This is a genomic window from Shewanella aestuarii (assembly GCF_011765625.1).
In the GTDB taxonomy this organism is placed as follows: domain Bacteria; phylum Pseudomonadota; class Gammaproteobacteria; order Enterobacterales; family Shewanellaceae; genus Shewanella; species Shewanella aestuarii_A.
In genome coordinates this window covers 207,038-229,838 of record NZ_CP050313.1, presented here as the reverse complement: position 1 = coordinate 229,838, position 22,801 = coordinate 207,038, and the positions used below count along the sequence as shown (strand labels likewise).

Below are 22,801 nucleotides of genomic sequence, written 5' to 3'. Positions count from 1 at the left end.
CTTTTTAAACAACCCTCATTCTGCAACACTTCAAATACCGCTAAACAGCTGATATATTTGGCATACTCAATTAATTTGAGTATGCCAAATTTTTATGGAATGCCACCCCCCAAGGATGAAAATGAATAACAGCCGCTATCTATTACTATTATTACTCGCCCTATCACCACTCTGTTTGAGCGCCAGTGTCACTGAGCTGTTTAGTAAAGGCGCGCAATATGATCAAGTCAAAATCTCTCCTTCTGGTGACTACCTCAGCGCCATCATGAAACTTGAAGGTAAAAATGTGTTAGTGGTGATGGAAACACACTCTAAAAAGCTACTCAATACCGTTCACTTTGGTGAAAATGCGCAAGTGGGTGATTATCAATGGGTCAATAATGATCGTCTTGTATTGGCTAAGGAGTACCTAAAAGGCTGGACTGACGTGCCGCTATATTATGGTGAGCTATTTGCCGTAAATGCCGACGGCTCAAAACCTAAATATCTGTTTGGTTATAATAGCGGTGAAATGCAAACAGGCTCGCACATTAAAAAAAATACCGCCATTCAAGCCACCGCATACATTCTTGACCCCATCCCCAACGACAAAAAATACATGTTAGTTAATGCAATCCCTTGGGGGATGGGTAGTTCTTTAGGTTACGACAGCCTTCAAGATGTTTACCGTGTTGATGTTTATAATGGCAGAAGAAAAAAACTCACCAGATCACCCATAGGCCAATCACAATTTTTAACCAATCATGATGGTGAGGTAAAATTTGTGTCTGGCAAAAATGAACATTATGACACCAAATTATTTTATCGAGACGACGGCGACTGGATAAGCAGCGATAAATTAAATATCAATTTAACCGAATTCACCCCAATTTCGTTTGCTGGCAACGATGCAGAAATATACGCCGTAGGTCGCAATGCTGATGAAATCATGGGAGTGTATAAAATAAATCTTGAAACTGGTGAGCAGCAAAAAATCATTCAAGATGACAAAGTCGACCCCAGTAATTTTTGGAAAAATAACCGCACCCACCAACTTTATGCAGTTGAGTTTGAATACGACTATCCTACCTATGCCTTTGTCGATGCGACTGACTCGCACAGTGTGCTGTTAAAACAGCTGATTGCGGCATTGCCTGGCCATCAGGTTCACATAGTTAGTGAAACCCTTGATGTAAAAAAGTTCATTATCAAAGCTTTTAACGATCGCAACCCTGGCGACTTTTACCTGTTCGATACCGAAAAACTTAAACTTGAATACCTTGTCTCAAGTAAAAGTTGGTTAGATCCTGATTTAATGGCTGAAGTAAAACCCATCAGCTTTACCAATAGAGACGGCCAAACCATTACAGGCTTTTTAACCCTACCCAATGGCAAGCAAGCTAAAAACTTACCTTTAGTGGTTAATCCCCACGGCGGACCGCATGGTGTCAGAGATTGGTGGGGATTTGATCCACAAAACCAAATGCTAGCCCATGAAGGCATCGCCGTTTTACAAGTGAACTTTAGAGGGTCTGGTGGATTTGGGCTTGCATTTCAACAAGCTGGCTATCAAAAGTGGGGCACTGATATTCAACATGACATTATTGATGCCACCCAATATCTCATTGATCAAGGCACAGTAAATGCTGATAAAGTGTGTATTGTCGGCGGTAGCTTTGGCGGATACAGTGCACTGCAAAGTTCGATTCTGGCACCTGACTTATTTAAATGTGCCATTGGTTTTGCAGGCGTTTATGACCTAGCTTTAATGTTCAAAGAAGGCGATATATCCGATAGAACGGCGGGATTAAGCTACCTCAAAGAAGTATTAAGTGAAGATCCTAAAAAATTAACGGCAATGTCTCCGGCTAAAAATGTCGATAAGCTTAAAGCAAAATTATTGCTAGTTCATGGTGGTGATGACGAACGCGCCCCCATTGAACAACTCGAAGCGCTTGAGTCATCCCTTAAAGCCCATAACTACCCTTATGAAAAGCTCGTTATGAGCAATGAAGGTCATGGTTTTTATAACGATGAGCACCGTGCTAAATACTATGCTCAAATGCTGGCGTTTTTAAAGCAGCATCTGAACATCTAACCCCATTGCAGGATCATCATAAAAGCCGATACTTGACTAAAAAGGTCGGCTTTTTTTGATGACAACAGTGTCATTTTCAGCCAAATCGCGTTATTCTCCCCGTCCCGCTGCAATAAGCTATTCAAATGCGTCAATACCAATTTTAGCAGCAGGCTAATTTTTATCTTACACTTACCATCTATATCAGTTGTTGGAGGATGTTATGGCATTATCTGAAGCCGCAATCAAAGTTCAAGCTGCACTCAAAAACAGTGGCTTAGAAACCCCTATGTTGCCTAAAACCTCAACACCAGAAGAGCGTAAAGTAAAGATTGAACACCACATGCGTGAAATCTTAACCCTAATGTCGCTCGATTTAGCTGATGACAGCTTAGCTGATACTCCACGTCGCATTGCCAAAATGTACGTTGATGAGATTTTTTCTGGACTTGATTACGAAAACTTCCCCAAAATCACCGTCATCGAAAACAAAATGGGCGTTGATGAAATGGTACGCGTTCAAGATATCAGCCTTACCAGCACCTGTGAACATCACTTAGTCACCATTGATGGCTTTGCTACCGTGGCATACTTGCCGCGCACTAAAATTATCGGCTTATCAAAAATTAATCGTATTGTGCGCTTTTTTGCCCAACGTCCACAGGTACAAGAACGCTTAACTCAACAGGTGTTAGTAGCATTACAAACCCTGTTAGAAACTAAAGATGTCGCGGTGAAAATGGATGCGGTTCATTACTGCGTTAAGTCGCGAGGGGTAATGGACTCAACCAGCTCCACCACCACGACAGCCTTAGGCGGGGTATTTAAATCTAACCCAGCAACCCGTGCAGAGTTTCTACATCAAGTGAAATAGCCCAAACAAAAACGCAGCTCAATGAGCTGCGTTTTGCAATTAATACACTACAACATCTTAAATGCCATATTGCTCACGATAGGCGCTCACTGAAGCGAGTTCCACTTCCATACCTGACTTTTCTGACAAATAGTTAATTAAATCAGCTAATTTGATAATTGACACAATCTGACAACCAAAATCACGCTCGACTTCTTGAATAGCTGACAATTCGCCTTTGCCTTTTTCTTGTCGATCTAATGCAATCAATACCCCAGCAAGCTCAGCATTATGGGCATTAATAATATCCATAGACTCACGAATTGCAGTACCAGCAGTGATCACATCATCAACTAGCATCACTTTGCCTTTTAGTTCACTTCCTACAAGGCTACCGCCTTCGCCATGAGTTTTGGCTTCTTTACGATTAAAGCAATATGGCACATCTTTATCATGATGATCACACAAAGCGACCGCAGTAGTCGTTGCAATCGGAATGCCTTTATAAGCAGGGCCAAACAACAAATCAAACTCAATGCCCGCATCCATCAAAGCGGCAGCATAAAAGCGGCCTAAGCGCGCTAAATCTTTACCGGTATTGAACAAACCCGCGTTAAAAAAATAAGGACTGGTGCGGCCTGATTTTAAAGTAAACTCACCAAAACGTAATACTTGGCGCTCTAAGGCAAATTCAATAAACTCTTTTTGATAGGCTTTCACTGCGATTCCTCATGACTTAACTTCAAAATGACAAACTTTGCTTTTAAAAAAAGGAGCCCAAAGGCTCCTTAATATACTGCGTGATTTTAACTTAATGCCGCTTTTTGCACATCGACAATTTCACGAATACTGTTTTTAGCTAGCCCAAGCAGCTCAATTAGCTCTTCATGGCTAAAGGGTTCACCTTCAGCAGTACCTTGAATTTCAATGATTTTACCGGTTTCGGTCATCACAACGTTCATATCTGTTTCAGCAGCACTATCTTCGATATACTCTAAATCGCTGATAGCCTCACCCTCATAAATCCCCACACTTACAGCAGCAATTAAAAACTTAAGTGGATTGGTTTTAATAATACCTTTACCACGCGCCCAGTTAAGGGCATCAACCAAAGCCACACAAGCCCCTGTAATCGCTGAAGTACGTGTACCGCCATCGGCTTGAATCACATCACAATCAATCACAATAGTGTTTTCGCCCAAGGCTTTCATATCGACTGCTGCACGTAACGAACGGCCAATTAAACGCTGGATTTCTTGAGTACGACCCGATTGCTTACCACGAGCTGCTTCACGGTCCATACGGCTATGAGTTGAACGAGGCAACATACCATATTCAGCCGTGACCCAACCTTGACCTTGGCCTTTAAGAAAACGTGGCACACCTTCAGTAAAGCTGGCAGTACACAGTACTTTAGTATCACCAAATTCTACTAAAACAGAGCCCTCAGCATGGGCAGTAAAATTACGTGTAATAGTAATAGGGCGAGTTTGAGCGGGCGTACGATTGCTTGGGCGCATGTATAGTCCTGTTATCGAATTCATATCAAATAGGGGCAATATTATAGTGCTTCACGCCTGCAGATGCCATTCAAAGCAGCAATTCTATGCAGTAATCCTTTAATCAGCTCAACGAAAACGGCTATACTTAGCCTTCTAATTGGTTAATCACAAAGGAAACTTCATGATCCAAAGCATGACAGCCTATGCTCGTATCGAGCACAAAGCAGAATGGGGCACCGCCTCATGGGAAATCCGTTCCGTCAATCAGCGTTATCTTGAAACGTATTTACGCTTACCTGAACAGTTCCGCAGCTTTGAACCTGTGCTTCGTGATCGCCTACGTAAACGTTTAAACCGCGGTAAAGTAGAAGTCAATTTACGCTATGATTTTTCCGATACTAACAGTAATGAACTGCAACTGAATCAAGATCTAGCCAAACAATTATTAAGCGCAGCCAACTGGCTAAAACAAGAAGCCGGACAAGGCGAATTAAGCTTAACCGACGTATTGCGTTGGCCTGGCGTATTATCTTCAGCCGAGCAAGATATGGACGCCATCGGTGCAGAACTACTGACCGTGTTTGATAAAGCGATAGATCAATTTATTGAAGCACGTGGCCGTGAAGGCAGCGCAATCAAAGACATGCTTACCACGCGTTTAGACGCGGTTATGGAGCAAGTTAATATCGTGCGAGAGCACATGCCAACCGTGATGCAATACCAGCGCGACAAACTCACCAATCGATTAGCAGATATTCAAGGCGAGTTAGACCCAGCCCGCATTGAACAAGAAATGGTATTACTCGCCCAAAAGCAAGATGTTGCAGAAGAGATGGACAGACTTGAGGCCCATGTCACTGAAGCGCGTCGTATCTTGAAAAAAGGCGGCAGCGAAGGCCGTCGTTTAGACTTTATGATGCAAGAGTTTAACCGTGAATCAAACACCCTCGCCTCAAAATCTATCAGCGCAGAAATTACGTCAGCAGCGGTTGAATTAAAAGTGCTTATTGAGCAGATGCGCGAGCAGATCCAGAACGTGGAATAAGATGTTCTTCAACCCATAAAAAAACCTGCCGCGGCAGGTTTTTTTATCAACTCACTCATCAAACTTAGATTTCCATACAAGCTTTAAGCTTGTTCATAGCATTTTTTTCTAACTGTCTGATGCGTTCAGCAGATACTTGATAGGTTGAGGCTAATTCTTGCAATGTGGTTTTATCATCATCTAACCAACGGGCGCGAAGAATATGCTGACTGCGCTCGTCTAAAGTTTTGATGGCTGATAATAAACGATTTTGCGAGTCTGATTCCCAATTATCATCTTCTACTTGCTGTGCAACATCTGATGAATGGTCCTCTAAATACAATGCCGGTGCGTAATCCGTGGTGTCATCATCACTGTCGCTAGCAAGATCAAATCCGGGATCTTGGGCTGCCATGCGTGATTCCATTTCGGTCACATCGGCTTTAGAAACACCTAGGTTTTCAGCAACCATTGATACTTCTTCATCACTAAACCAACCTAAACGCTTTTTCGCCTTGCGGATATTGAAAAACAATTTACGTTGAGCTTTAGTGGTTGCGACTTTGACAATGCGCCAGTTTTTCAGTACGTATTCATGAATTTCGGCTTTAATCCAGTGCACCGCAAATGATACGAGGCGAACCCCAACATCGGGATCAAAGCGTTTAACCGCTTTCATCAAGCCAACATTGCCTTCTTGAATTAAATCAGCTTGTGGTAAACCGTAGCCCGAATAGCCTTTCGCTACATGTGCCACAAAACGTAGATGCGACATAATGAGTTGCTTAGCGGCTTGCAGATCGCCAGTTTCTTGTAAACGCTTGGCAAGGTCATACTCAGTCTGTGCATCTAACATTTCAATGTTAGAAACTGATTGGATATAAGCTTCTATGCTACCACTGCTTTGTGGTAACGCTAGCGCCATTGATTGCGTTTGATAAGTCATTCGCTCTCCTACTACATAAAAAAACAAGCTATTAGACTGTGAATACGTGAAATATACTTTAAAGTTCACAACACAAAATTAGCTGATGAACTTGCGTTTATTATGACATCTTATGTCAAATAAAGTTCAATCGAATCGTTATTTAACCCGTTAATGGGTAATTTTGCAAGTGAACATTGGTTCATTTGTAAGTCAAATAATCGATTATGTTAATTATGTATATCTATCAGAAAGTTAATTATGATGGCTCTATTTTACGTAGGTGCTGTCTAACCGATAAGTATGAACCTAACCAGCCTAAAAAAGAGGCTAATAACACTAGTTGCCCAAGTTCAGCCAAGGTTAATGATTCTAAACTTAACTGACTACCATAAAGCCCCATTAACTCAGCTAAAGCACTGTCGAGATACCAAACCAAAACGTTAATGATCAACCAAGCTAGAATGCCACCAATAACCCCGTACCAAATGCCTGTATATAAAAAAGGTCGCTGAATAAAGGCTTCGGTAGCACCAACCAACTTCATAATTTCAATTTCACTGCGTCGATTCATGATCGCTAACCTGATGGTATTACCTATAACTAACACCACTGCCAGCACCAATAGCCCTGCTATCGCTAGGACAGTTTTTTCAAGCAGTCTGACTAAAGCCTGTAAACGCTCTAACCACTCGATATCTAAGCGACCAAAGCTCACTTCGGGTTCACGCTCAAGTTTACGTAGCAACTCTCTGGCACCTGTGGGGCTTGAATATTTCAGTGACGGAGTAACGGTAACAACCGCAGGCAAAGGGTTTTCATCTAAGTAAGATAACGCCTCTCCAAAACCTGACAGGCGTTGAAACTCTTCTAAGGCCTGTTCACGACTGATGTAATCCACGGTTTCAACTTCGCGGAACACTTTAATGCGAGAAATTAAACTTTGAATTGATTGCTCGCTACGACCTTCGTTAATAAATAGCGAGATTTCTGCTGCGCTATTCCATGACTGAGTGATGGTTTCAGCATTTTTAACCAACACTTGTAATGCTGCCGGTAAGCTTAAACTTACACCTAAAACTGCCATGGTCATAATGGAAGACACAGGATTGCGCCACAATTCACCAATACTCGACATACCTTGCTGAATATGGCGAATAAAAAACATCACTATCCGGCCACTGAGCGGTAATTTACTTTGGGTAATATTTGGCTGGTTACTCATTAGCGGGCTCCTGCCGAAGTAGACTCTAGCTGACCACCCACCATTTGGCCTTGCTTTAACGTTAAGGTGCGATATTTCATCCGAGCAATTAAACCTAAATCATGGGTAGCAATTAATACGCTAGTGCCTGAATCATTTAACACTTCAAATAGGCGTAAAATATCCATCGACAATTTAGGATCCAAGTTACCTGTAGGTTCATCTGCTAGCAGAAGTGGCGGCTTGTTCACAATTGCGCGGGCAATACCAACTCTCTGCTGCTCTCCGCCCGATAACATCACAGGTAAGTGCCGTTCTTTGCCATACAAACCCACCATATCAAGGGCGCCTGCAACACGCTTTTTAATTTCACCGTGGGTGAAACCTTCAATAACTAATGGTAAAGCTACATTGTCAAAAACGCTTTTATCCATTAATAAATGGTGGTTTTGAAAAATCATACCGATATTTCGGCGCAAATAGGGCACATGCTTAGCTTTTACGTGGGCAATATCGTGACCATTAATGGCAACTCGCCCTGCTGTTGCACGCTCAATCACAGTGATTAATTTGAGCAAGGTACTTTTGCCTGCACCTGAGTGGCCAGTTAAAAAAGCCATTTCACCTTGTCTAAGATGAAAGTTAACATCCAAAAGGGCTTTTTGCCCGCCAGGATAGACCTTACTAACTTGCTCAAATTGGATCATGTCTTATTATTCTGCCTTCTCTTGACTAAATAATGCCTCAATAAAATCGTTAGCATTAAATGTACGTAAATCATCAATTTGCTCACCAACACCAATATGTCGGATAGGAATATTAAACTTATCAGCTATGGCAAAAATAATCCCGCCTTTTGCGGTACCATCTAACTTACTTAATGTTATTCCGGTAACACCTACGGCCTCTTGGAACAATTGTGCTTGGCTAATAGCATTCTGACCGGTGCTGGCATCTAAGGTTAGCATCACTTCATGAGGTGTATTCGGGTCGAGTTTTTTCATCACTCTGACGACTTTTTTAAGCTCTTCCATCAAGTGACCTTTGTTTTGTAGACGCCCTGCTGTATCGGCAATCAATACGTCAACTTTACGAGCTTTTGCCGCTTGTAAAGCATCAAATAATACAGAGGCGCTATCAGCCCCCGTATGCTGGGCGACAACAGGAATATCGTTACGCTGTCCCCACACTTGAAGCTGCTCTACCGCCGCTGCACGGAATGTATCACCAGCAGCTAACATGACAGATTTGCCTTGATTTTGATACTGTTTTGCTAATTTGCCTATCGTCGTGGTTTTACCCACACCATTTACACCCACCATTAAAATAACAAATGGGCCGTCTGCATTTTCTGGCACTAATGGAATGGCAACCGGCTCAAGCATTTTATGCATTTCTTCACGCATTAACTCATAAAGCGCTTCAGCATCTTTAAGTTGTTTGCGAGACGCTTGCTCGGTCAAATTGGCAATTAGCTTGGTGGTAGTTTCTACCCCTACATCGGCAATCAGTAGCTGCTCTTCTAGCTCTTCAAATAAATCATCATCAATTTTTTTACCGCGAAATAAGCCAATAAAGCCTGAACCAATATTTTCGCTAGTACGCATTAAGCCGCGCTTTAAGCGGGCAAACATGCCTTCTTTTTTAGGTTTGACTTGCGGCTCTGGCTGATGTTCTTCTTGATTGGCTGACACTTCTAGCGCTTTGGCCTCAGCTGCAATACGTGCTTCTTCTGCCGCTTTGGCTTCGGCCGCAACACGCGCTTCTTCTGCCGCTTTGGCTTCGGTCGCAATACGCGCTTCTTCTGCCGCCTTGGCTTCGGCCGCAACACGCGCTTCTTCTGCCGCCTTGGCTTCAGCCGCAATACGCGCTTCTTCTGCCGCCTTGGCTTCGGCTGCAATACGCGCTTCTTCTGCCGCCTTGGCTTCGGCTGCAATACGTGCTTCTTCTGCCGCCTTGGCTTCAGCCGCAATACGCGCTTCTTCTGCCGCCTTGGCTTCGGCTGCAATACATGCTTCTTCTGCCGCTTTGGCTTCGGCCGCAATGCGCGCTTCTTCTAGCGCCTGAGCTTCTTGGGTTTGCTCCGCTAACTGTGCACTATCATCTTTTGCCGCTTGTTTTACATCTTCGGCGCTCTTGTCTTTGCGAAACCAAGAGAAAAAACCTTTTTTAGCCATGTTTGCTACCAGTGCTGAATGTTTAATGAAATGAAGTTACAGTCAATTTTAGCGATCAATGGAGAAGATTTAAGATTCCTCAACATTAGACTAAAGATTGATATAAAATATCGACTGCTTTTGGTGGGCATAGTCTACCACTTTCTTTTTCTTTGTTCAGGCAAAATCACGAGGAACAAATGGCGCGTAATAACTTAAGCAGCGGACAAGTCAGAATTATTTCTGGCCAATGGCGTTCTCGCAAGCTCCCGATCCAAGATTTAGAAGGCTTACGTCCTACCACAGATAGGGTGCGTGAAACCCTTTTCAATTGGCTTGCAAGTGATATTAGAGGATCGCGAGTGCTAGATTGCTTTGCTGGAAGTGGCGCTCTAAGCCTTGAGGCCTTGTCTCGCTATGCGAGTTTTGCGCAAATGTTTGAATTACAAAAAAATGCAGCAAATCAGTTAACCAAAAATCTTGCTACGCTAAATTGTAGCACAGCCAAAGTGGTTCAAGGCGATAGCTTAAAACTGCTTGCTAAAGGTACAGTTCAAGGTTTTGATGTGGTGTTTATTGACCCACCATTCAGAAAGGGGTTAGCACCTAAAACAATTGAGTTACTAATGCAGCATGCATGGTTGAATGACAATGCGCTAATTTACCTAGAGACAGAATCAGAAATCGCTGACTTAGTCATTCCGACGAGCTGGCACCCGCTAAAAGAGAAGGTGGCGGGTCAGCTTACTTACCGTCTTTATCAATATTGTGGACAATAAACTAGCTTCACTGTACAAATTTTAGGAACAAGTTAATGAAACTGATTATTAAATTAGGTTACGGGGCAACCGCTTTTACTTGGCTAGTGATGTTCTACAACCTGTTTATGCCATTTGAAGGCAATATAGGATTATTACTCAATATATTACTAGGCCTTACCATCATTATGCATGGTTTACAGCTATTGATTTTTAACACTATGTTTGCTGCGGCTCTGCCATTAAAAGCAAAAGACTATTTGATGGTTTATATCTTTGGTGTGTTTGGATTACTCGCTTATCGCCAAAAAGTGCTGCAAAAATAAGTTTATAATTGATTGCGTACAAACAAAAAAACCTCGTTATTTCTAACGAGGTTTTTTATTTAATTAGCTAACTCAGTTTTACTTTTTAGGGTAAACGTGAGCTACACCTTTGTGACAGTCGACGCATGTCTTTCTATCTTCTGGTGCTTTCTTGAAGTTATTCTCATGCATTCTCTTCGCCATCTTCTTCATTGTTTCTGGCTGATTTTCATAGATGCGAGTATGACAGTGCTGACAGTTAGCTGAATCATTGGCTTTAAAATACTTAAGCGCAATGTCGGCTTGCTCTTTACGGTTTTCATCTAACCATTCTTGTGTATTGAAGCCATCAATAGTTAAGTAACCATATAAGTCTTTAGATACGATAATCTTCTTGATTAAATAATCAACTGGGCCATGAGGTAAGTGACAGTCTTGACATTGAACGGTGATACCTGCGCTTCCACCGCCATGTGGTGATGCTAATACTTCATCTTTTAATGAGTGATTGCTATGACAAGTCATACAAAATTCATCTGTGCTTGTCGCATGTAACGTTTGTTGGGTAGCAAAATAGCCCACTACACCAACTACTATACCGATAACAATCAGTACAATAACTGAATATTTTGCGCTTGGTTTAAATAGTGCACGCCAGTTCATCATCTTTCTCCGTTTATACAGAATTCATACGTTTTTAATTTAACGCAAGTGTAGAGTGTTCTGCCGCTTAAAAAGTGGATATGCATCTATATTTGCATCAAAAAATAACAACTTAACACGTAAACTTTGAAGTCGATCAACAATCAACTGAAGATGTTTACGCCAAACTTAAGCTAAACTTAATACAAGTTCAGTGACTTCACAACAAAACATCAAATATCAAAGGCATAATTGCAACCTAGATCTCATTAAGTCGCCCATTTCAGCCATTGAAATTTTATTAGGCATTTTGTCAATGAGGCTCAACCTATTCGAACTTTCATCGCCGTAATTTATCAGCCTGATTCACGATTCTGCTAACGCGATCACCGAAAAAATACCACCTTGGGGATCATTTATAACGGCATAACGCCCAACATGAGCGATATCGGTAGGCGGTACACATATTTTTGCTCCCAAGTCTATGGCTCGAGTGACTGTTGCATCACAATCTTCAACAGCAAAATACAACATCCAGTGAGCAGGAATGTCACCCCACTCCGCGGACATTTGCATCATGCCGCCAACAGCCTGTGCAGCCACATGCCATTCAGTGTACTCAATACCACTCATATCCACCTTTTGAGGCTGCAAGCCTAAAGTTTTAGCGTAAAACTCACTCGCTTGCTGCGTATCACGGCAAGCCAGCTCAACCCAGCACAAAGTATTAGGAATTTGCGCCTGCTTGATACCGATGTGATTAATTGCCTGCCAAATCGCAAATCGACTGCCCTCTGGGTCGGCAAACAATGCCATTCGCCCTGCGTCGCCCACATTGTGAGGACCAACGATCAACTGTCCACCAGCTTGTTTAATTAACTCAATCGTGTCATCAACATCATTGACCGCAAAATAAACTGTCCAGTGAGTTGGTGCATCAATACCCATTGCACCAGAAAGCTGATACATGGCAGCGACATCTTCATTATCAATTTGTAGCAAGGTGTAATGACCATCAGGAATCGATAAATCAATGGCTTGCCAATTAAATAAAGATTGATAAAAGACTTTAGCCGCCGCCCAATCAGTAGATGCCAGCTCTGCCCAGCAAGGCTGGCCTTGTTGATAACCTGTCACTTTCATTATTGCCCCTTAACCTGCACAACAAACATAGATGTATGCCAACAAGTAAAGATGCAAAATACCGTAAATGCAAAAAAGCCTTCCGAAGAAGACTTTTTAATCAATCAGATAAAATCAATAAATGATTAGCGATAGACAGGTAGAATATCAGCCATCGCCAGTAAATGGCATATTGCCGTGATCGCTCCAAATAGCACCACCACAAAAATAAGCACATTGCCACCTGGGACTCTAAAACTGTTACTGTTTGGATAAAGTTGACGAGTTTTATAAGCCAATAACGCTGGCACAATTACAGCCCAAATTGTGGCCGCTAATGCGGCAAAACCAATGGCAATTAAAAAGCCATTTGGAAACAACAAGCCCAATAATGTTGGCGGAATAAAAGTAATGGCTGCGGTTTTTAATCGACCGATGCGTGAGTCATCAAAATCGAATAAATCTGCCAAATAATCAAATAAACCTAAAGTGACACCCAAAAATGATGATGCCACCGCTAAATTAGCAAACAAGGTTAGTACTCTAGAGAGATTCTCGCTGGCAATGGACTCTGATAACGCGCCAACTAACACTCCCATGTTACCGCCTTGAGCGATAATATCGGAAAACATGCTGCGTGAAATATTGCCCATTGTCACCACTAGCCAACAAGCATAAATCACTAACGCGACACTGGTTCCAAGCACCAATGCTTTAACAATGGTTGATGCATCTTTACCATAGTATTTAACCAAGCTTGGAACATTGCCATGATAACCAAAACTCGCTAAACCAAATGGCAAAGCCGCAAGCATATAAGGTAAATATCGTGACTCACCATCGGGAGAAAACAGGCTTGTAGGCTCGATCTCCATCAACAAATTGCCGGTTGCTAAAAAGAAGGTGATCACCATGCCACCAAGCATAATCGTGGTAATACGGTCCACCGCCTTAGTACTAATAAGGACTATTAGCGCTAATACAAATGCAAAGGCAAAACCAGCAACACTTTGCGGCAGAGTAATCCCAAAGCCCTGCAAACTATGATTAACAATCGAACCGCCGCCACTGATATATGCATAAGTCAGAATGTACAATACAAAGGCAATCGATAAGCCGTTAACTATCCGCCAAAACTGACCAAGTGTGTCACGGGTTAAGGTGTCAAAACTGGCACCCGGCTCAAAATGTAAATTGGCCTCAAGTAAAAATAAGCCAGACATCAACATGCAAAACCAAATGCCGACTAACATTAACATTGAATAACTAAACCACATGCCTGCCCCCACAACTGGCAGCGAGAACATCCCCGCACCGACAGTGGTACCCGCGATAATCATCGCGCCGCCCAGTAAAGATTTTTTGTTTGAACGGCTTTTGGCCGCATTCATGTGATTGGTCATTAACTTAAATGCTCCGCATTAACGCTGTCTTGAATGGTTTGTTTAACTGAAGAGCGCAATAATCCATTCGCGTGGTCACGTATACGAGCAACATCTTCCACATGCTCCGTACTAGATAAATAACCTAACTCTTTTAATTTAACGCTTAAGGTGTTGTATAACTTTTTATCGTAAAACTCTGGGGCTGTGATGCCATGTAAAGCCCCTAAACGTTGTGCCAACAAGTGGCTATCACGTTCTAAATCCGGTCTATCCAACTCTGGTTTAATGGCTAATAAATTGAAAATAATCGCATAACGCTGCAAGGTTTCACTAACGGTTTCAGCTAACAAGGTCAGCTGATAAATATTATGTTCAACCACAACATAATGGCTATCACCTTTGATAAGGTTAGCTTTGGTCATCAGTTCAAGCACCTGATCAACATAGCCTGGAATATCATCTATCCCCATAAACAATTCGGCTTTAAGTAGCGGATAAAAATCTTCAACCACAGCTAAAATTTGGTTGCGGTTGCATTCTTCATAACGCACTAAACAGCTGGCAATTAAAGAAGGGATAACCATTAAATGAATAATATTGTTTCTATAGTAACTCATCGTAATAGAAGAGCTTTCTTCTATTGAAATAATCTCACCTAATGGATCTTTATCAGAAATAAACTTATTCAATGACAAGCAATGATCAACAATCGATTTGCCATCACCTTCCGCTACAGAGGTGTAACCTGTATAAGGTGCACCTTTAAGCAAGGTTAAATAAAAATCTAACTGGCGTTCAAGTTGTTGACGCTGCAAGGCATTTCGTTCTGATGCAAGCAAGATAAGACTTGCCAAGGTCACTGAACTTGCTGCGGCTGCACCATTGATGTTTGTCATCACTTTGTTAGCCAGTTGATTAACAGCAGGTGTTAACCATGTTGGCTTTTGTTCTGGGTCATTCGCGACTTCTTCACGCCAATCTGGGGCCTGTTGCTTTAAAAAGTTTTGAATATTAATCGGCTCACCAAAATTGACATAACCTTGACCAAAATTACCTAATTTTCGAATTGCGCCAAACACTTGCCAAACAGACTCTTTCTGTTTTTTCTTGCCACTTAATTCTTTATGGTAAGTAGCCACTTCCATAACGTGATCGTAACCTAAGTAAACAGGCACTAAGGTGACAGGGCGTTCAATACCGCGCAGTACACTATTGATAGTCATCGCTAACATACCGGTTTTTGGCGCAAGTAATCGCCCTGTACGAGAGCGCCCACCTTCAGTGAAATATTCGACCGAATAACCTTTAGCGAATAACTGATCTAAATAAGCTCTAAATACGGCGGTGTAAAGTTTATTACCGTTAAAACTACGACGAATAAAAAAGGCTCCGCCACGACGGAACATTGGGCCTGCTGGCCAAAAGTTGAGGTTAATACCCGCAGCAATATGCGGTGGCACCATACCTTGATAATATAAAATGTAAGATAACAGCAGGTAATCCATGTGACTGCGATGACACGGCACATAGACTATTTCGTGGCCATCATGATGTAATTGGCGGATCTGCTCAGCACCTCGAATATTAATTCCGCTATACAACTTGTTCCATAACCAAGTTAAAAAACGTTCTGCAATTCGCACTAAACTATCTGAGTAATCGGCTGCGATTTCATCAAGGTATTCTATGGCCGTTTCACGTGCTTTTTCTTTAGAAATTTTCTTGTTCGCCGCTTCTTCTTCGATAGCTTTGATAATCGATTCTGACTTGAGTAACGACGCGAACATCATTTGGCGATTAGGTAATTGCGGCCCCGTCATCACTTTACGCTGACGTCTGAAGTGAACTCTTGCTACACGTGTCAGCTTGTGGGCAATTTCTTTATCACTGCCGTGTTCATCTGCCATGTAGCGAAGAGACATCGCATTGGAAAACTGCACAAAGTTGTGACGACCTAAAAAGAGTATCATCAGCCATTTGCGTAACCAGGTTGGATTTTCACGCTCCAACACTGCTGCTTTCATCGTGTCATCTTCTTTACCTGGTGTGCGCCCCCAATAAAGGCTAACAGGCACAAGCTGGATATCTAAATCTGGCTGCTGGCGGTGAAGAGCAAGTAAACTAGTGAAACAATCAATAAATTTCTCACCACTTAAACGCTTACCAATAATAGGCTTTCGACCTTCTAAGCACACGACTCGCGGCACTTTTAGCCCATCTAGTTGCAATGGTTCATATGGACTAGGCAGCCCTAAATCATCCGTAATTTCACTCAATGCAGCCGAATCACTAATTGATTCCGTTTTCATAACGTAAACAATGGGTTTTTCGGGATCAATGTTCAAATCAGCAAAGGGATCGTGTGGCACAACAATGGTATGCACCATCTTCTTTTGGATCCATCGCAACAGTCTAAGCATAATTGAGTCTGGTTTTGACATAATAATCTTCGCAATAAAAGCTACTTTAATTGGCCGCATAGGATACCAGAAGCGCATAACCCGCACTACCGGAAGATTTTTTACTCTGTATACAGTAATTTTCACCGGATATACAATATGTTTCTAATACTAGCCCCCTCACAACACCAAAATCGCAACATTACTAACACATTGATACAAAACCATAAAACAAAAAATATTACATAAGCACGAAAAAATAGCTGGTGAATACTTGCGCAAACAACAACACTGTATATAATGACAGTTACTGTATAGAAAGACAGGAAACAACATGAGACCTTTAACACCACGCCAAGCTGAAATTTTAGAGCTTATTAAAACCAATATCTCTGAAACAGGTATGCCACCTACACGGGCTGAAATTGCCACACGTTTAGGTTTTAAGAGTGCTAACGCAGCTGAAGAGCATCTTAAAGCGCTGGCTAAAAAAGGGTGTATTGAAATCATGCCTGGCACTTCTCGAGGCATTCGATTACCTCAAGAAGATGACACCGAAACAGGTTTACCACTCATTGGCCAAGTCGCCGCTGGTGAACCTATCCTGGCGCAAGAACATGTTGAGCAATATTACCAAGTCGATCCAAGTATGTTTAAACCTGCTGCCGATTTCCTACTGAGGGTGCGCGGCGACAGCATGAAAGACATTGGTATTTTAGAGGGCGACTTACTTGCTGTGCATAAGATGCAGCAAGCAAGAAATGGCCAAGTTGTGGTTGCACGAGTAGAAGATGACGTTACAGTCAAGCGCTTCGAAAAAAAGGGCAATGTGGTCTATCTGCACCCCGAAAATGAAGCCTATTCGCCAATTAAAGTTGATTTAAGTTACCAAAGCCTCACTATTGAAGGGCTTGCTGTTGGTGTTATTCGTAATGGAGCTTGGTTATGAACAAACTAATGGGAACGGCCCCTAAACACCCTGGATTATGGGTCGATATGCCAAAAGCAGATATAAGCCTAGGACAACCTATCACTACCCTTCAAACCAGCAACCATGGCATAACTGAGCTAGCTCATTATGCAAGTCAACTGGCGCAACTTAGCCAACAGGGTCAATGGATAGTGTTAATTAATCCAGCCAATATTAGCTATAAGCAAATGCTAGCCAGTGCTGGGGTTAGAATGGACAGAGTCTTGCTGGTGCATACCAAAGATGAAGTTGAGACTTTATGGGCGATGGAAAAAGCGTTAACCAGTGGAACCTCCAGCGCTGTTATCACTTGGACTCATTCGTTGGATGCTCGTGACAGCCGCAGGCTTGAATTGGTGGCCAAAAGTGCTCGCGCATTAGGTGTTGTGATTGAAGATGTGTCAGCCTCGCTAACGACACAAATTCCATCAAATAACGCACTGCCAAATACAACTGCGAGCCTAAATTCAATTAATTTAACCTCTTTTCATTAATTTAAAATTAAGTAAATCCTAAGCCCTGACCGATGTTCAGGGCTTTTTTGTACATTTTTTCAGCTAATTAGGCGTAAAAGTGATCTTGATCAATATCGGTTCTACAAGTAATGTAATTAACAAGGTTGAAACAAATTCAATCTAACTAAAACGCAATGGTGTGGCAGTAACTTCCAGACCAATAAAAGCGTCAAAACAGAATTGATAAGTTCAGTTGTAGGTACCAGCGTGGTGCACGTCGTAAATTAAATCAGTAAGCCTTAAACGCTTACAACCACCAATGTACTTTGAAGTCATCAAGCTTTTTTGGGAACCGAAGAGTTTGCATAGAGCAGAGACTTACTGTGTGACTCTTCTTTGTAGTTGCTATTCGCAATTGGCAGAGGAGAAGTCTTGTGAAGCAATGGTTGTATTGTTTAATGGCGGTGTTACTGGCACCTCCCCTTGGGGCAAACGAAATGCCCCTCAACATGACACAAGGTGTAACAGAGATCAGTGGCAAGGTTTATGACCTCCATATGATAATTCTTTACATCTGCTGTGTTATTGGCTTGATAGTGTTTGGAATAATGATTTATTCCATGATCTATCACCGCAAATCAAAAGGCGCAGTCGCCGCAAACTTCCACGAAAGTACAAAAGTGGAAATTGCATGGACAGTGATCCCCTTTATCATATTAATTGGCATGGCGATCCCCGCCACAAAAACGTTAATTGCTATGGAAGACCCTTCAAATGCAGATTTAACAGTTAAAATTACCGGTTCTCAGTGGAAATGGCATTACAGCTATTTCAATGAAGGTGTCGAGTTTTACAGTATTTTATCCACGCCTCGCGAACAGATTGATGGTAACGCAATTAAAAGTGATACTTATCTTTTGGAAGTGGACAAGCCTTTAGTGCTACCCATAAATCGCAAAGTTCGCTTTTTAATGACATCTGATGATGTAATCCACTCATGGTGGGTACCTGCTTTTGCCGTTAAAAAAGATGCGAACCCAGGCTTTATTAATGAAGCTTGGACAAAAATTGATAAGCCTGGCATTTATCGCGGTCAATGTGCAGAGCTTTGCGGTAAAGATCATGGTTTTATGCCTGTAGTGGTGCAAGCTTTACCAGAAGCTGACTACGACGCATGGCTAGCTGACCAAAAAAACTTGGCTAAAAATGCACAGGCAGCAGCCCAAGCAGCATTGTCGGAAACCCTATCAAAAGATGAGTTAATGACTCAAGGTGAACAAATTTACATGGCACGATGCGCGGCTTGTCACCAACCTAATGGCGCAGGTCTGCCTGGTGTATTCCCATCATTAATTGGTAGCCCATTAATCAAAGGTCCAGTTGCTGGTCATATCGATATTGTCCTTCACGGAAAACCAGGAACGGCCATGCAAGCATTTGACAAGCAATTAACTGCTAAAGAAATTGCGGCTGTAGTTACTTATGAGCGCAATGCTTGGGGTAATGATACAGGGGATGTGATTCAAGCTATTGATGTGAGTAACGCCGCCAATGGTGATGCCATGCCTGCTGATACGTCCGCAAGCATTACTAATGCGATAGATGAAACCATATCTGTGGCGGTCGAGGCAGTTGCTGCTCAAGCTTCTGATATGGCTGCCACTGTCATGCCTGTAGATCTAACAGAGCTAAGCCATGAAGAGCTCATGACAGAAGGCCTGCAAGTATACACTACCAGCTGTGCTGCATGTCATCAGGCAACTGGCGCAGGTTTACCTGGCGCATTCCCCTCTCTCATTGGTAGTCCTATCATTACAGGCCCTGTTGATGAACATATCGACATTGTTCGCAATGGTAAACCAGGGACGGCAATGCAAGCGTTTGCAAGCTCATTATCGCCACGCCAAATGGCCGCGGTAATTACTTATGAGCGCAATGCATGGGGTAATAATTCTGGCGACACAGTGCAAGCCACTGACGTTAACAGCCATGGACAATAGGGGATAATGATGAGCACAACTACGCACGACATTGCTGCAGCCCATGATGATCACCATCACGGTGCCCCAAAAGGCATCATGCGCTGGCTGCTAACAACTAACCATAAAGACATTGGATCATTATATTTATGGTTCAGTTTTATTATGTTTTTAACCGGTGGCGCTATGGCCATGGTCATTCGCGCCGAGTTATTTCAACCCGGATTACAACTGGTTGAACCAAACTTTTTTAACCAAATGACCACAGTTCATGGTCTTATCATGGTGTTTGGTGCAGTCATGCCCGCCTTTACCGGCTTGGCTAACTGGCTTATTCCTATGATGATTGGTGCACCAGATATGGCGCTACCAAGAATGAACAACTGGAGTTTTTGGATTTTACCTTTTGCGTTTGCTATTTTGCTTAGCTCGCTATTTATGGAAGGCGGTGGACCTAACTTTGGCTGGACATTCTATGCCCCGCTATCAACAACTTACAGCCCAGACAGTACGGCACTATTTGTGTTTTCAGTGCATATTATGGGGATCAGCTCCATTATGGGCGCCATTAACGTCATTGTGACCATTGTCAATATGCGCGCTCCAGGCATGACATGGATGAAGCTGCCTTTATTTGTTTGGACTTGGTTAATTACCGCATTTTTATTAATTGCGGTCATGCCAGTGTTGGCCGGCGTGGTCACCATGGTATTAACCGATAAGTACTTTGGAACCAGCTTCTTTGATGCTGCAGGTGGTGGTGACCCAGTTATGTTCCAGCATATTTTCTGGTTCTTCGGCCACCCTGAAGTGTACATTATGATTTTACCGTCATTCGGTATTATCTCTGCCATTATCCCTGCGTTTAGTCGTAAAAAACTGTTTGGTTACTCGTCGATGGTTTATGCCACGGCCAGTATTGCTATTTTGTCATTCCTTGTGTGGGCACATCATATGTTCACCACAGGTATGCCAGTATTTGCCGAACTGTTTTTCATGTACTGCACCATGCTAATTGCCGTGCCGACAGGCGTTAAGGTATTTAACTGGGTAGCGACCATGTGGCGTGGGTCAATGACATTCGAAACACCTATGTTATTTGCATTAGCTTTTATCATTTTGTTCACCATTGGTGGCTTCTCAGGATTAATGCTGGCGATTACCCCTGCTGATTTCCAATATCATGATACCTACTTTGTGGTTGCGCACTTCCATTATGTACTGGTAACCGGAGCCGTATTCTCGATTATGGCGGCAGCCTATTATTGGCTGCCCAAATGGACAGGTCACATGTATAGCGAAACCTTAGGCCGCTGGCATTTTTGGTGCAGTGTGATTTCGGTTAACGTGCTGTTTTTCCCTATGCACTTTTTAGGGCTGGCGGGTATGCCGCGTCGTATTCCTGATTACGCCATCCAATTTGCAGACATTAACCAAATTGTTTCTATTGGTGGTTTTGCCTTTGGTTTATCTCAACTTATCTTTTTAGCTGTAGTACTCAAATGTATTAAAGGCGGCGAAAAAGCACCAGATAAACCTTGGGAAGGAGCAGAAGGCTTGGAGTGGACCATCGCAAGTCCAGCACCATACCACTCCTTCACCACACCACCAGAGGTGAAATGAGATGACTCAGCCAACAAAATCAAACCGTAAATTAGTCACCATGCTGATTTTAGGATCGCTCGGCATGTTCGGCTTTGGTTTTGCTTTGGTGCCTTTGTACGATGTGCTGTGCGATGCTTTGGGAATTAACGGAAAACCTCAAAACACAGCCAGCACTTACGAAGCGGTCATTGTTGATAAAAATAGAACGGTAACCATTGAGTTTGTTGCACATGTGCAATCAGGAATGGCGTGGGAGTTTACCCCAACAGTGAACAGTATTGAGGTTCACCCAGGCGAACTGACACACGCTAAATTTCATGCACGTAACCTGTCTGCCAAAGATACCGTCGGGCAAGCAATCCCCTCGGTATCGCCGGGGCAAGGTGCGGCATATTTTAATAAAACAGAATGCTTTTGTTTTAATCAACAACCGCTTGCGGCATCAGCCAGCGCTGAACTTCCATTGATATTTTATGTGGATCCTGATTTACCAGCATCCATCAATACATTGACCCTCTCTTATACCCTTTATGACATCACAGCCAAAGTTGGTGGTGGCATAAAGCAAGGAGCAGCAAAATGACAACAAAGCACGAAGCTTATTATGTGCCAGCACAAAGTGTTTGGCCTATTGTGGGCGCCATAGGGCTATTTTTAATCGCCTTTGGAGCTGGCACTTATGTACAACAACTTTCGACTGAACAAAGTTCGGGGGGCTATATTTTAATTGCCGGTATTGTGGTGATTTTATGTATGCTTTTCGGCTGGTTTAAAAATGTGATTGATGAGTCAATGTCAGGCTTATATTCAGCTCAGATGGACCGGTCATTTCGTCAAGGAATGAGCTGGTTTATCTTTTCTGAAATCATGTTTTTTGGCGCGTTTTTTGGGGCATTATTTTATGCCCGTACGGTAGCGGTCCCTTGGTTAGGTGGCGCATCAAATAATGCCATGACCCATGAAATTCTATGGCCAACGTTTGAAGCCATGTGGCCATTAATTAAAACGCCTGATGGCACCACAACCGAAGCCATGCCTTGGACAGGATTGCCATTAATCAATACGATAATACTGCTGACATCATCGGTCACGCTGCATTTTGCTCACACCAGTTTAGAAAAAGCCAAACGTACACCATTAACTATTTGGTTAGCATTAACCATTGCATTAGGTGCCGTATTTTTATTCTTACAGGTTGAAGAGTACACCCATGCTTATCATGAAATGGGGTTAACCCTAGAGTCAGGAATTTACGGTAACACCTTTTTCTTGCTAACTGGTTTTCACGGTATGCATGTCACATTAGGTACCATATTTCTTATCATCCTTTGGCTTAGGGTAGTAAAGGGGCATTTCACTGCAGACAAGCATTTTGCCTTCCAAGCCGGTAGTTGGTATTGGCATTTTGTGGACGTAGTTTGGTTATGTTTATTTGTGTTTGTCTATGTGTTGTAAGCAAAT

General features: G+C 42.6%; 21 protein-coding genes. 11 read left to right on the top strand and 10 right to left on the bottom strand.

Translation table 11 applies throughout. The features are described 5' to 3' along the window. Nucleotides 1-115: 115 nt before the first annotated feature. Together HBH39_RS01165 and folE are read left to right on the top strand one after the other, a co-directional pair. Nucleotides 116-2,077, top strand: a complete 1,962-nt coding sequence (locus tag HBH39_RS01165) for an alpha/beta hydrolase family protein (RefSeq protein ID WP_432280130.1) — start codon at nt 116-118, stop codon at nt 2,075-2,077. Between the two features lie 202 nt (nt 2,078-2,279). Further along, entirely contained in the window at nt 2,280-2,930 is a 651-nt protein-coding gene (gene folE / locus HBH39_RS01160) for a GTP cyclohydrolase I FolE (protein WP_167674823.1), read from the top strand. Nucleotides 2,931-2,987: 57 nt separating this feature from the next. Here folE and pyrE read toward each other — a convergent pair whose 3' ends face one another. Both pyrE and rph read right to left on the bottom strand, forming a co-directional pair. After that, nucleotides 2,988-3,629 (bottom strand): orotate phosphoribosyltransferase, encoded by a 642-nt coding sequence (pyrE, locus tag HBH39_RS01155; protein WP_167674821.1) that lies wholly within the window; start codon nt 3,627-3,629, stop codon nt 2,988-2,990. Between the two features lie 86 nt (nt 3,630-3,715). Next, nucleotides 3,716-4,429, bottom strand: coding sequence for a ribonuclease PH (gene rph / locus HBH39_RS01150; RefSeq protein ID WP_167674819.1), 714 nt, complete (start codon nt 4,427-4,429; stop codon nt 3,716-3,718). 163 nt (nt 4,430-4,592) lie between these two features. On the opposite strand from rph, the gene HBH39_RS01145 reads away from it, so the two are divergent. After that, on the top strand, nt 4,593-5,456 hold the full coding sequence (locus HBH39_RS01145) for a YicC/YloC family endoribonuclease (RefSeq protein WP_167674817.1): 864 nt from the start codon (nt 4,593-4,595) through the stop codon (nt 5,454-5,456). Between the two features lie 64 nt (nt 5,457-5,520). Here HBH39_RS01145 and rpoH read toward each other — a convergent pair whose 3' ends face one another. The 4 genes from rpoH to ftsY form a co-directional block, all read right to left on the bottom strand. Then, nucleotides 5,521-6,381: an RNA polymerase sigma factor RpoH gene (gene rpoH / locus HBH39_RS01140; protein ID WP_167674815.1), complete on the bottom strand. Its 861-nt coding sequence runs from the start codon at nt 6,379-6,381 to the stop codon at nt 5,521-5,523. A 238-nt stretch (nt 6,382-6,619) separates the two neighbouring features. After that, nucleotides 6,620-7,585 carry a permease-like cell division protein FtsX gene (gene ftsX, locus HBH39_RS01135; protein WP_167674813.1) on the bottom strand — a complete coding sequence of 322 codons (966 nt, stop codon included), beginning with the start codon at nt 7,583-7,585 and terminating at the stop codon, nt 6,620-6,622. Continuing rightward, the gene (ftsE, locus tag HBH39_RS01130; RefSeq protein WP_167674811.1) at nt 7,585-8,271 is read right to left on the bottom strand and encodes a cell division ATP-binding protein FtsE; all 687 of its coding nucleotides are present in this window, start codon (nt 8,269-8,271) and stop codon (nt 7,585-7,587) included. Before ftsE ends, ftsX begins: the two co-directional genes overlap by 1 nt. 6 nt (nt 8,272-8,277) lie before the next feature. Then, nucleotides 8,278-9,741: a signal recognition particle-docking protein FtsY gene (gene ftsY, locus HBH39_RS01125; protein ID WP_167674809.1), complete on the bottom strand. Its 1,464-nt coding sequence runs from the start codon at nt 9,739-9,741 to the stop codon at nt 8,278-8,280. 179 nt (nt 9,742-9,920) lie between these two features. On the opposite strand from ftsY, the gene rsmD reads away from it, so the two are divergent. Further along, nucleotides 9,921-10,499 carry a 16S rRNA (guanine(966)-N(2))-methyltransferase RsmD gene (gene rsmD / locus HBH39_RS01120; protein WP_167674807.1) on the top strand — a complete coding sequence of 193 codons (579 nt, stop codon included), beginning with the start codon at nt 9,921-9,923 and terminating at the stop codon, nt 10,497-10,499. Nucleotides 10,500-10,534: 35 nt separating this feature from the next. Beyond that, nucleotides 10,535-10,804 (top strand): DUF1145 domain-containing protein, encoded by a 270-nt coding sequence (locus HBH39_RS01115; RefSeq protein WP_167674805.1) that lies wholly within the window; start codon nt 10,535-10,537, stop codon nt 10,802-10,804. A 78-nt stretch (nt 10,805-10,882) separates the two neighbouring features. Here HBH39_RS01115 and HBH39_RS01110 read toward each other — a convergent pair whose 3' ends face one another. The 4 genes from HBH39_RS01110 to plsB all read right to left on the bottom strand — a co-directional run bounded on the left by HBH39_RS01110 (nt 10,883) and on the right by plsB (nt 16,373). Continuing rightward, entirely contained in the window at nt 10,883-11,446 is a 564-nt protein-coding gene (locus HBH39_RS01110; protein WP_167679919.1) for a NapC/NirT family cytochrome c, read from the bottom strand. 345 nt (nt 11,447-11,791) lie between these two features. Next, nucleotides 11,792-12,568, bottom strand: coding sequence for a VOC family protein (locus HBH39_RS01105; protein WP_167674803.1), 777 nt, complete (start codon nt 12,566-12,568; stop codon nt 11,792-11,794). Between the two features lie 125 nt (nt 12,569-12,693). Further along, a complete protein-coding gene (gene mtr, locus HBH39_RS01100; RefSeq protein ID WP_167674801.1) occupies nt 12,694-13,950 on the bottom strand; it encodes a tryptophan permease in 1,257 nt (418 codons plus the stop codon). After that, on the bottom strand, nt 13,950-16,373 hold the full coding sequence (gene plsB, locus HBH39_RS01095; protein WP_167674799.1) for a glycerol-3-phosphate 1-O-acyltransferase PlsB: 2,424 nt from the start codon (nt 16,371-16,373) through the stop codon (nt 13,950-13,952). Before plsB ends, mtr begins: the two co-directional genes overlap by 1 nt. Nucleotides 16,374-16,665: 292 nt before the next feature. Here plsB and lexA point away from each other — a divergent pair, with 292 nt between their 5' ends. The 6 genes from lexA to HBH39_RS01065 all read left to right on the top strand — a co-directional run bounded on the left by lexA (nt 16,666) and on the right by HBH39_RS01065 (nt 22,795). Continuing rightward, on the top strand, nt 16,666-17,280 hold the full coding sequence (gene lexA, locus HBH39_RS01090) for a transcriptional repressor LexA (protein ID WP_167674797.1): 615 nt from the start codon (nt 16,666-16,668) through the stop codon (nt 17,278-17,280). Further along, entirely contained in the window at nt 17,277-17,795 is a 519-nt protein-coding gene (locus tag HBH39_RS01085; protein WP_167674795.1) for a cell division inhibitor SulA, read from the top strand. Before lexA ends, HBH39_RS01085 begins: the two co-directional genes overlap by 4 nt. Before the next feature lie 395 nt (nt 17,796-18,190). After that, complete coding sequence (coxB, locus tag HBH39_RS01080) at nt 18,191-19,756, top strand: cytochrome c oxidase subunit II (protein WP_167674792.1); 1,566 nt, start codon at nt 18,191-18,193, stop codon at nt 19,754-19,756. 9 nt (nt 19,757-19,765) lie between these two features. After that, nucleotides 19,766-21,358, top strand: coding sequence for a cytochrome c oxidase subunit I (gene ctaD / locus HBH39_RS01075; RefSeq protein WP_167679918.1), 1,593 nt, complete (start codon nt 19,766-19,768; stop codon nt 21,356-21,358). Nucleotide 21,359: 1 nt separating this feature from the next. Continuing rightward, complete coding sequence (locus HBH39_RS01070) at nt 21,360-21,923, top strand: cytochrome c oxidase assembly protein (protein ID WP_167674790.1); 564 nt, start codon at nt 21,360-21,362, stop codon at nt 21,921-21,923. Then, on the top strand, nt 21,920-22,795 hold the full coding sequence (locus HBH39_RS01065; protein ID WP_167674788.1) for a cytochrome c oxidase subunit 3: 876 nt from the start codon (nt 21,920-21,922) through the stop codon (nt 22,793-22,795). The genes HBH39_RS01070 and HBH39_RS01065 overlap by 4 nt, the downstream gene beginning before the upstream one ends. Nucleotides 22,796-22,801: the final 6 nt, after the last annotated feature.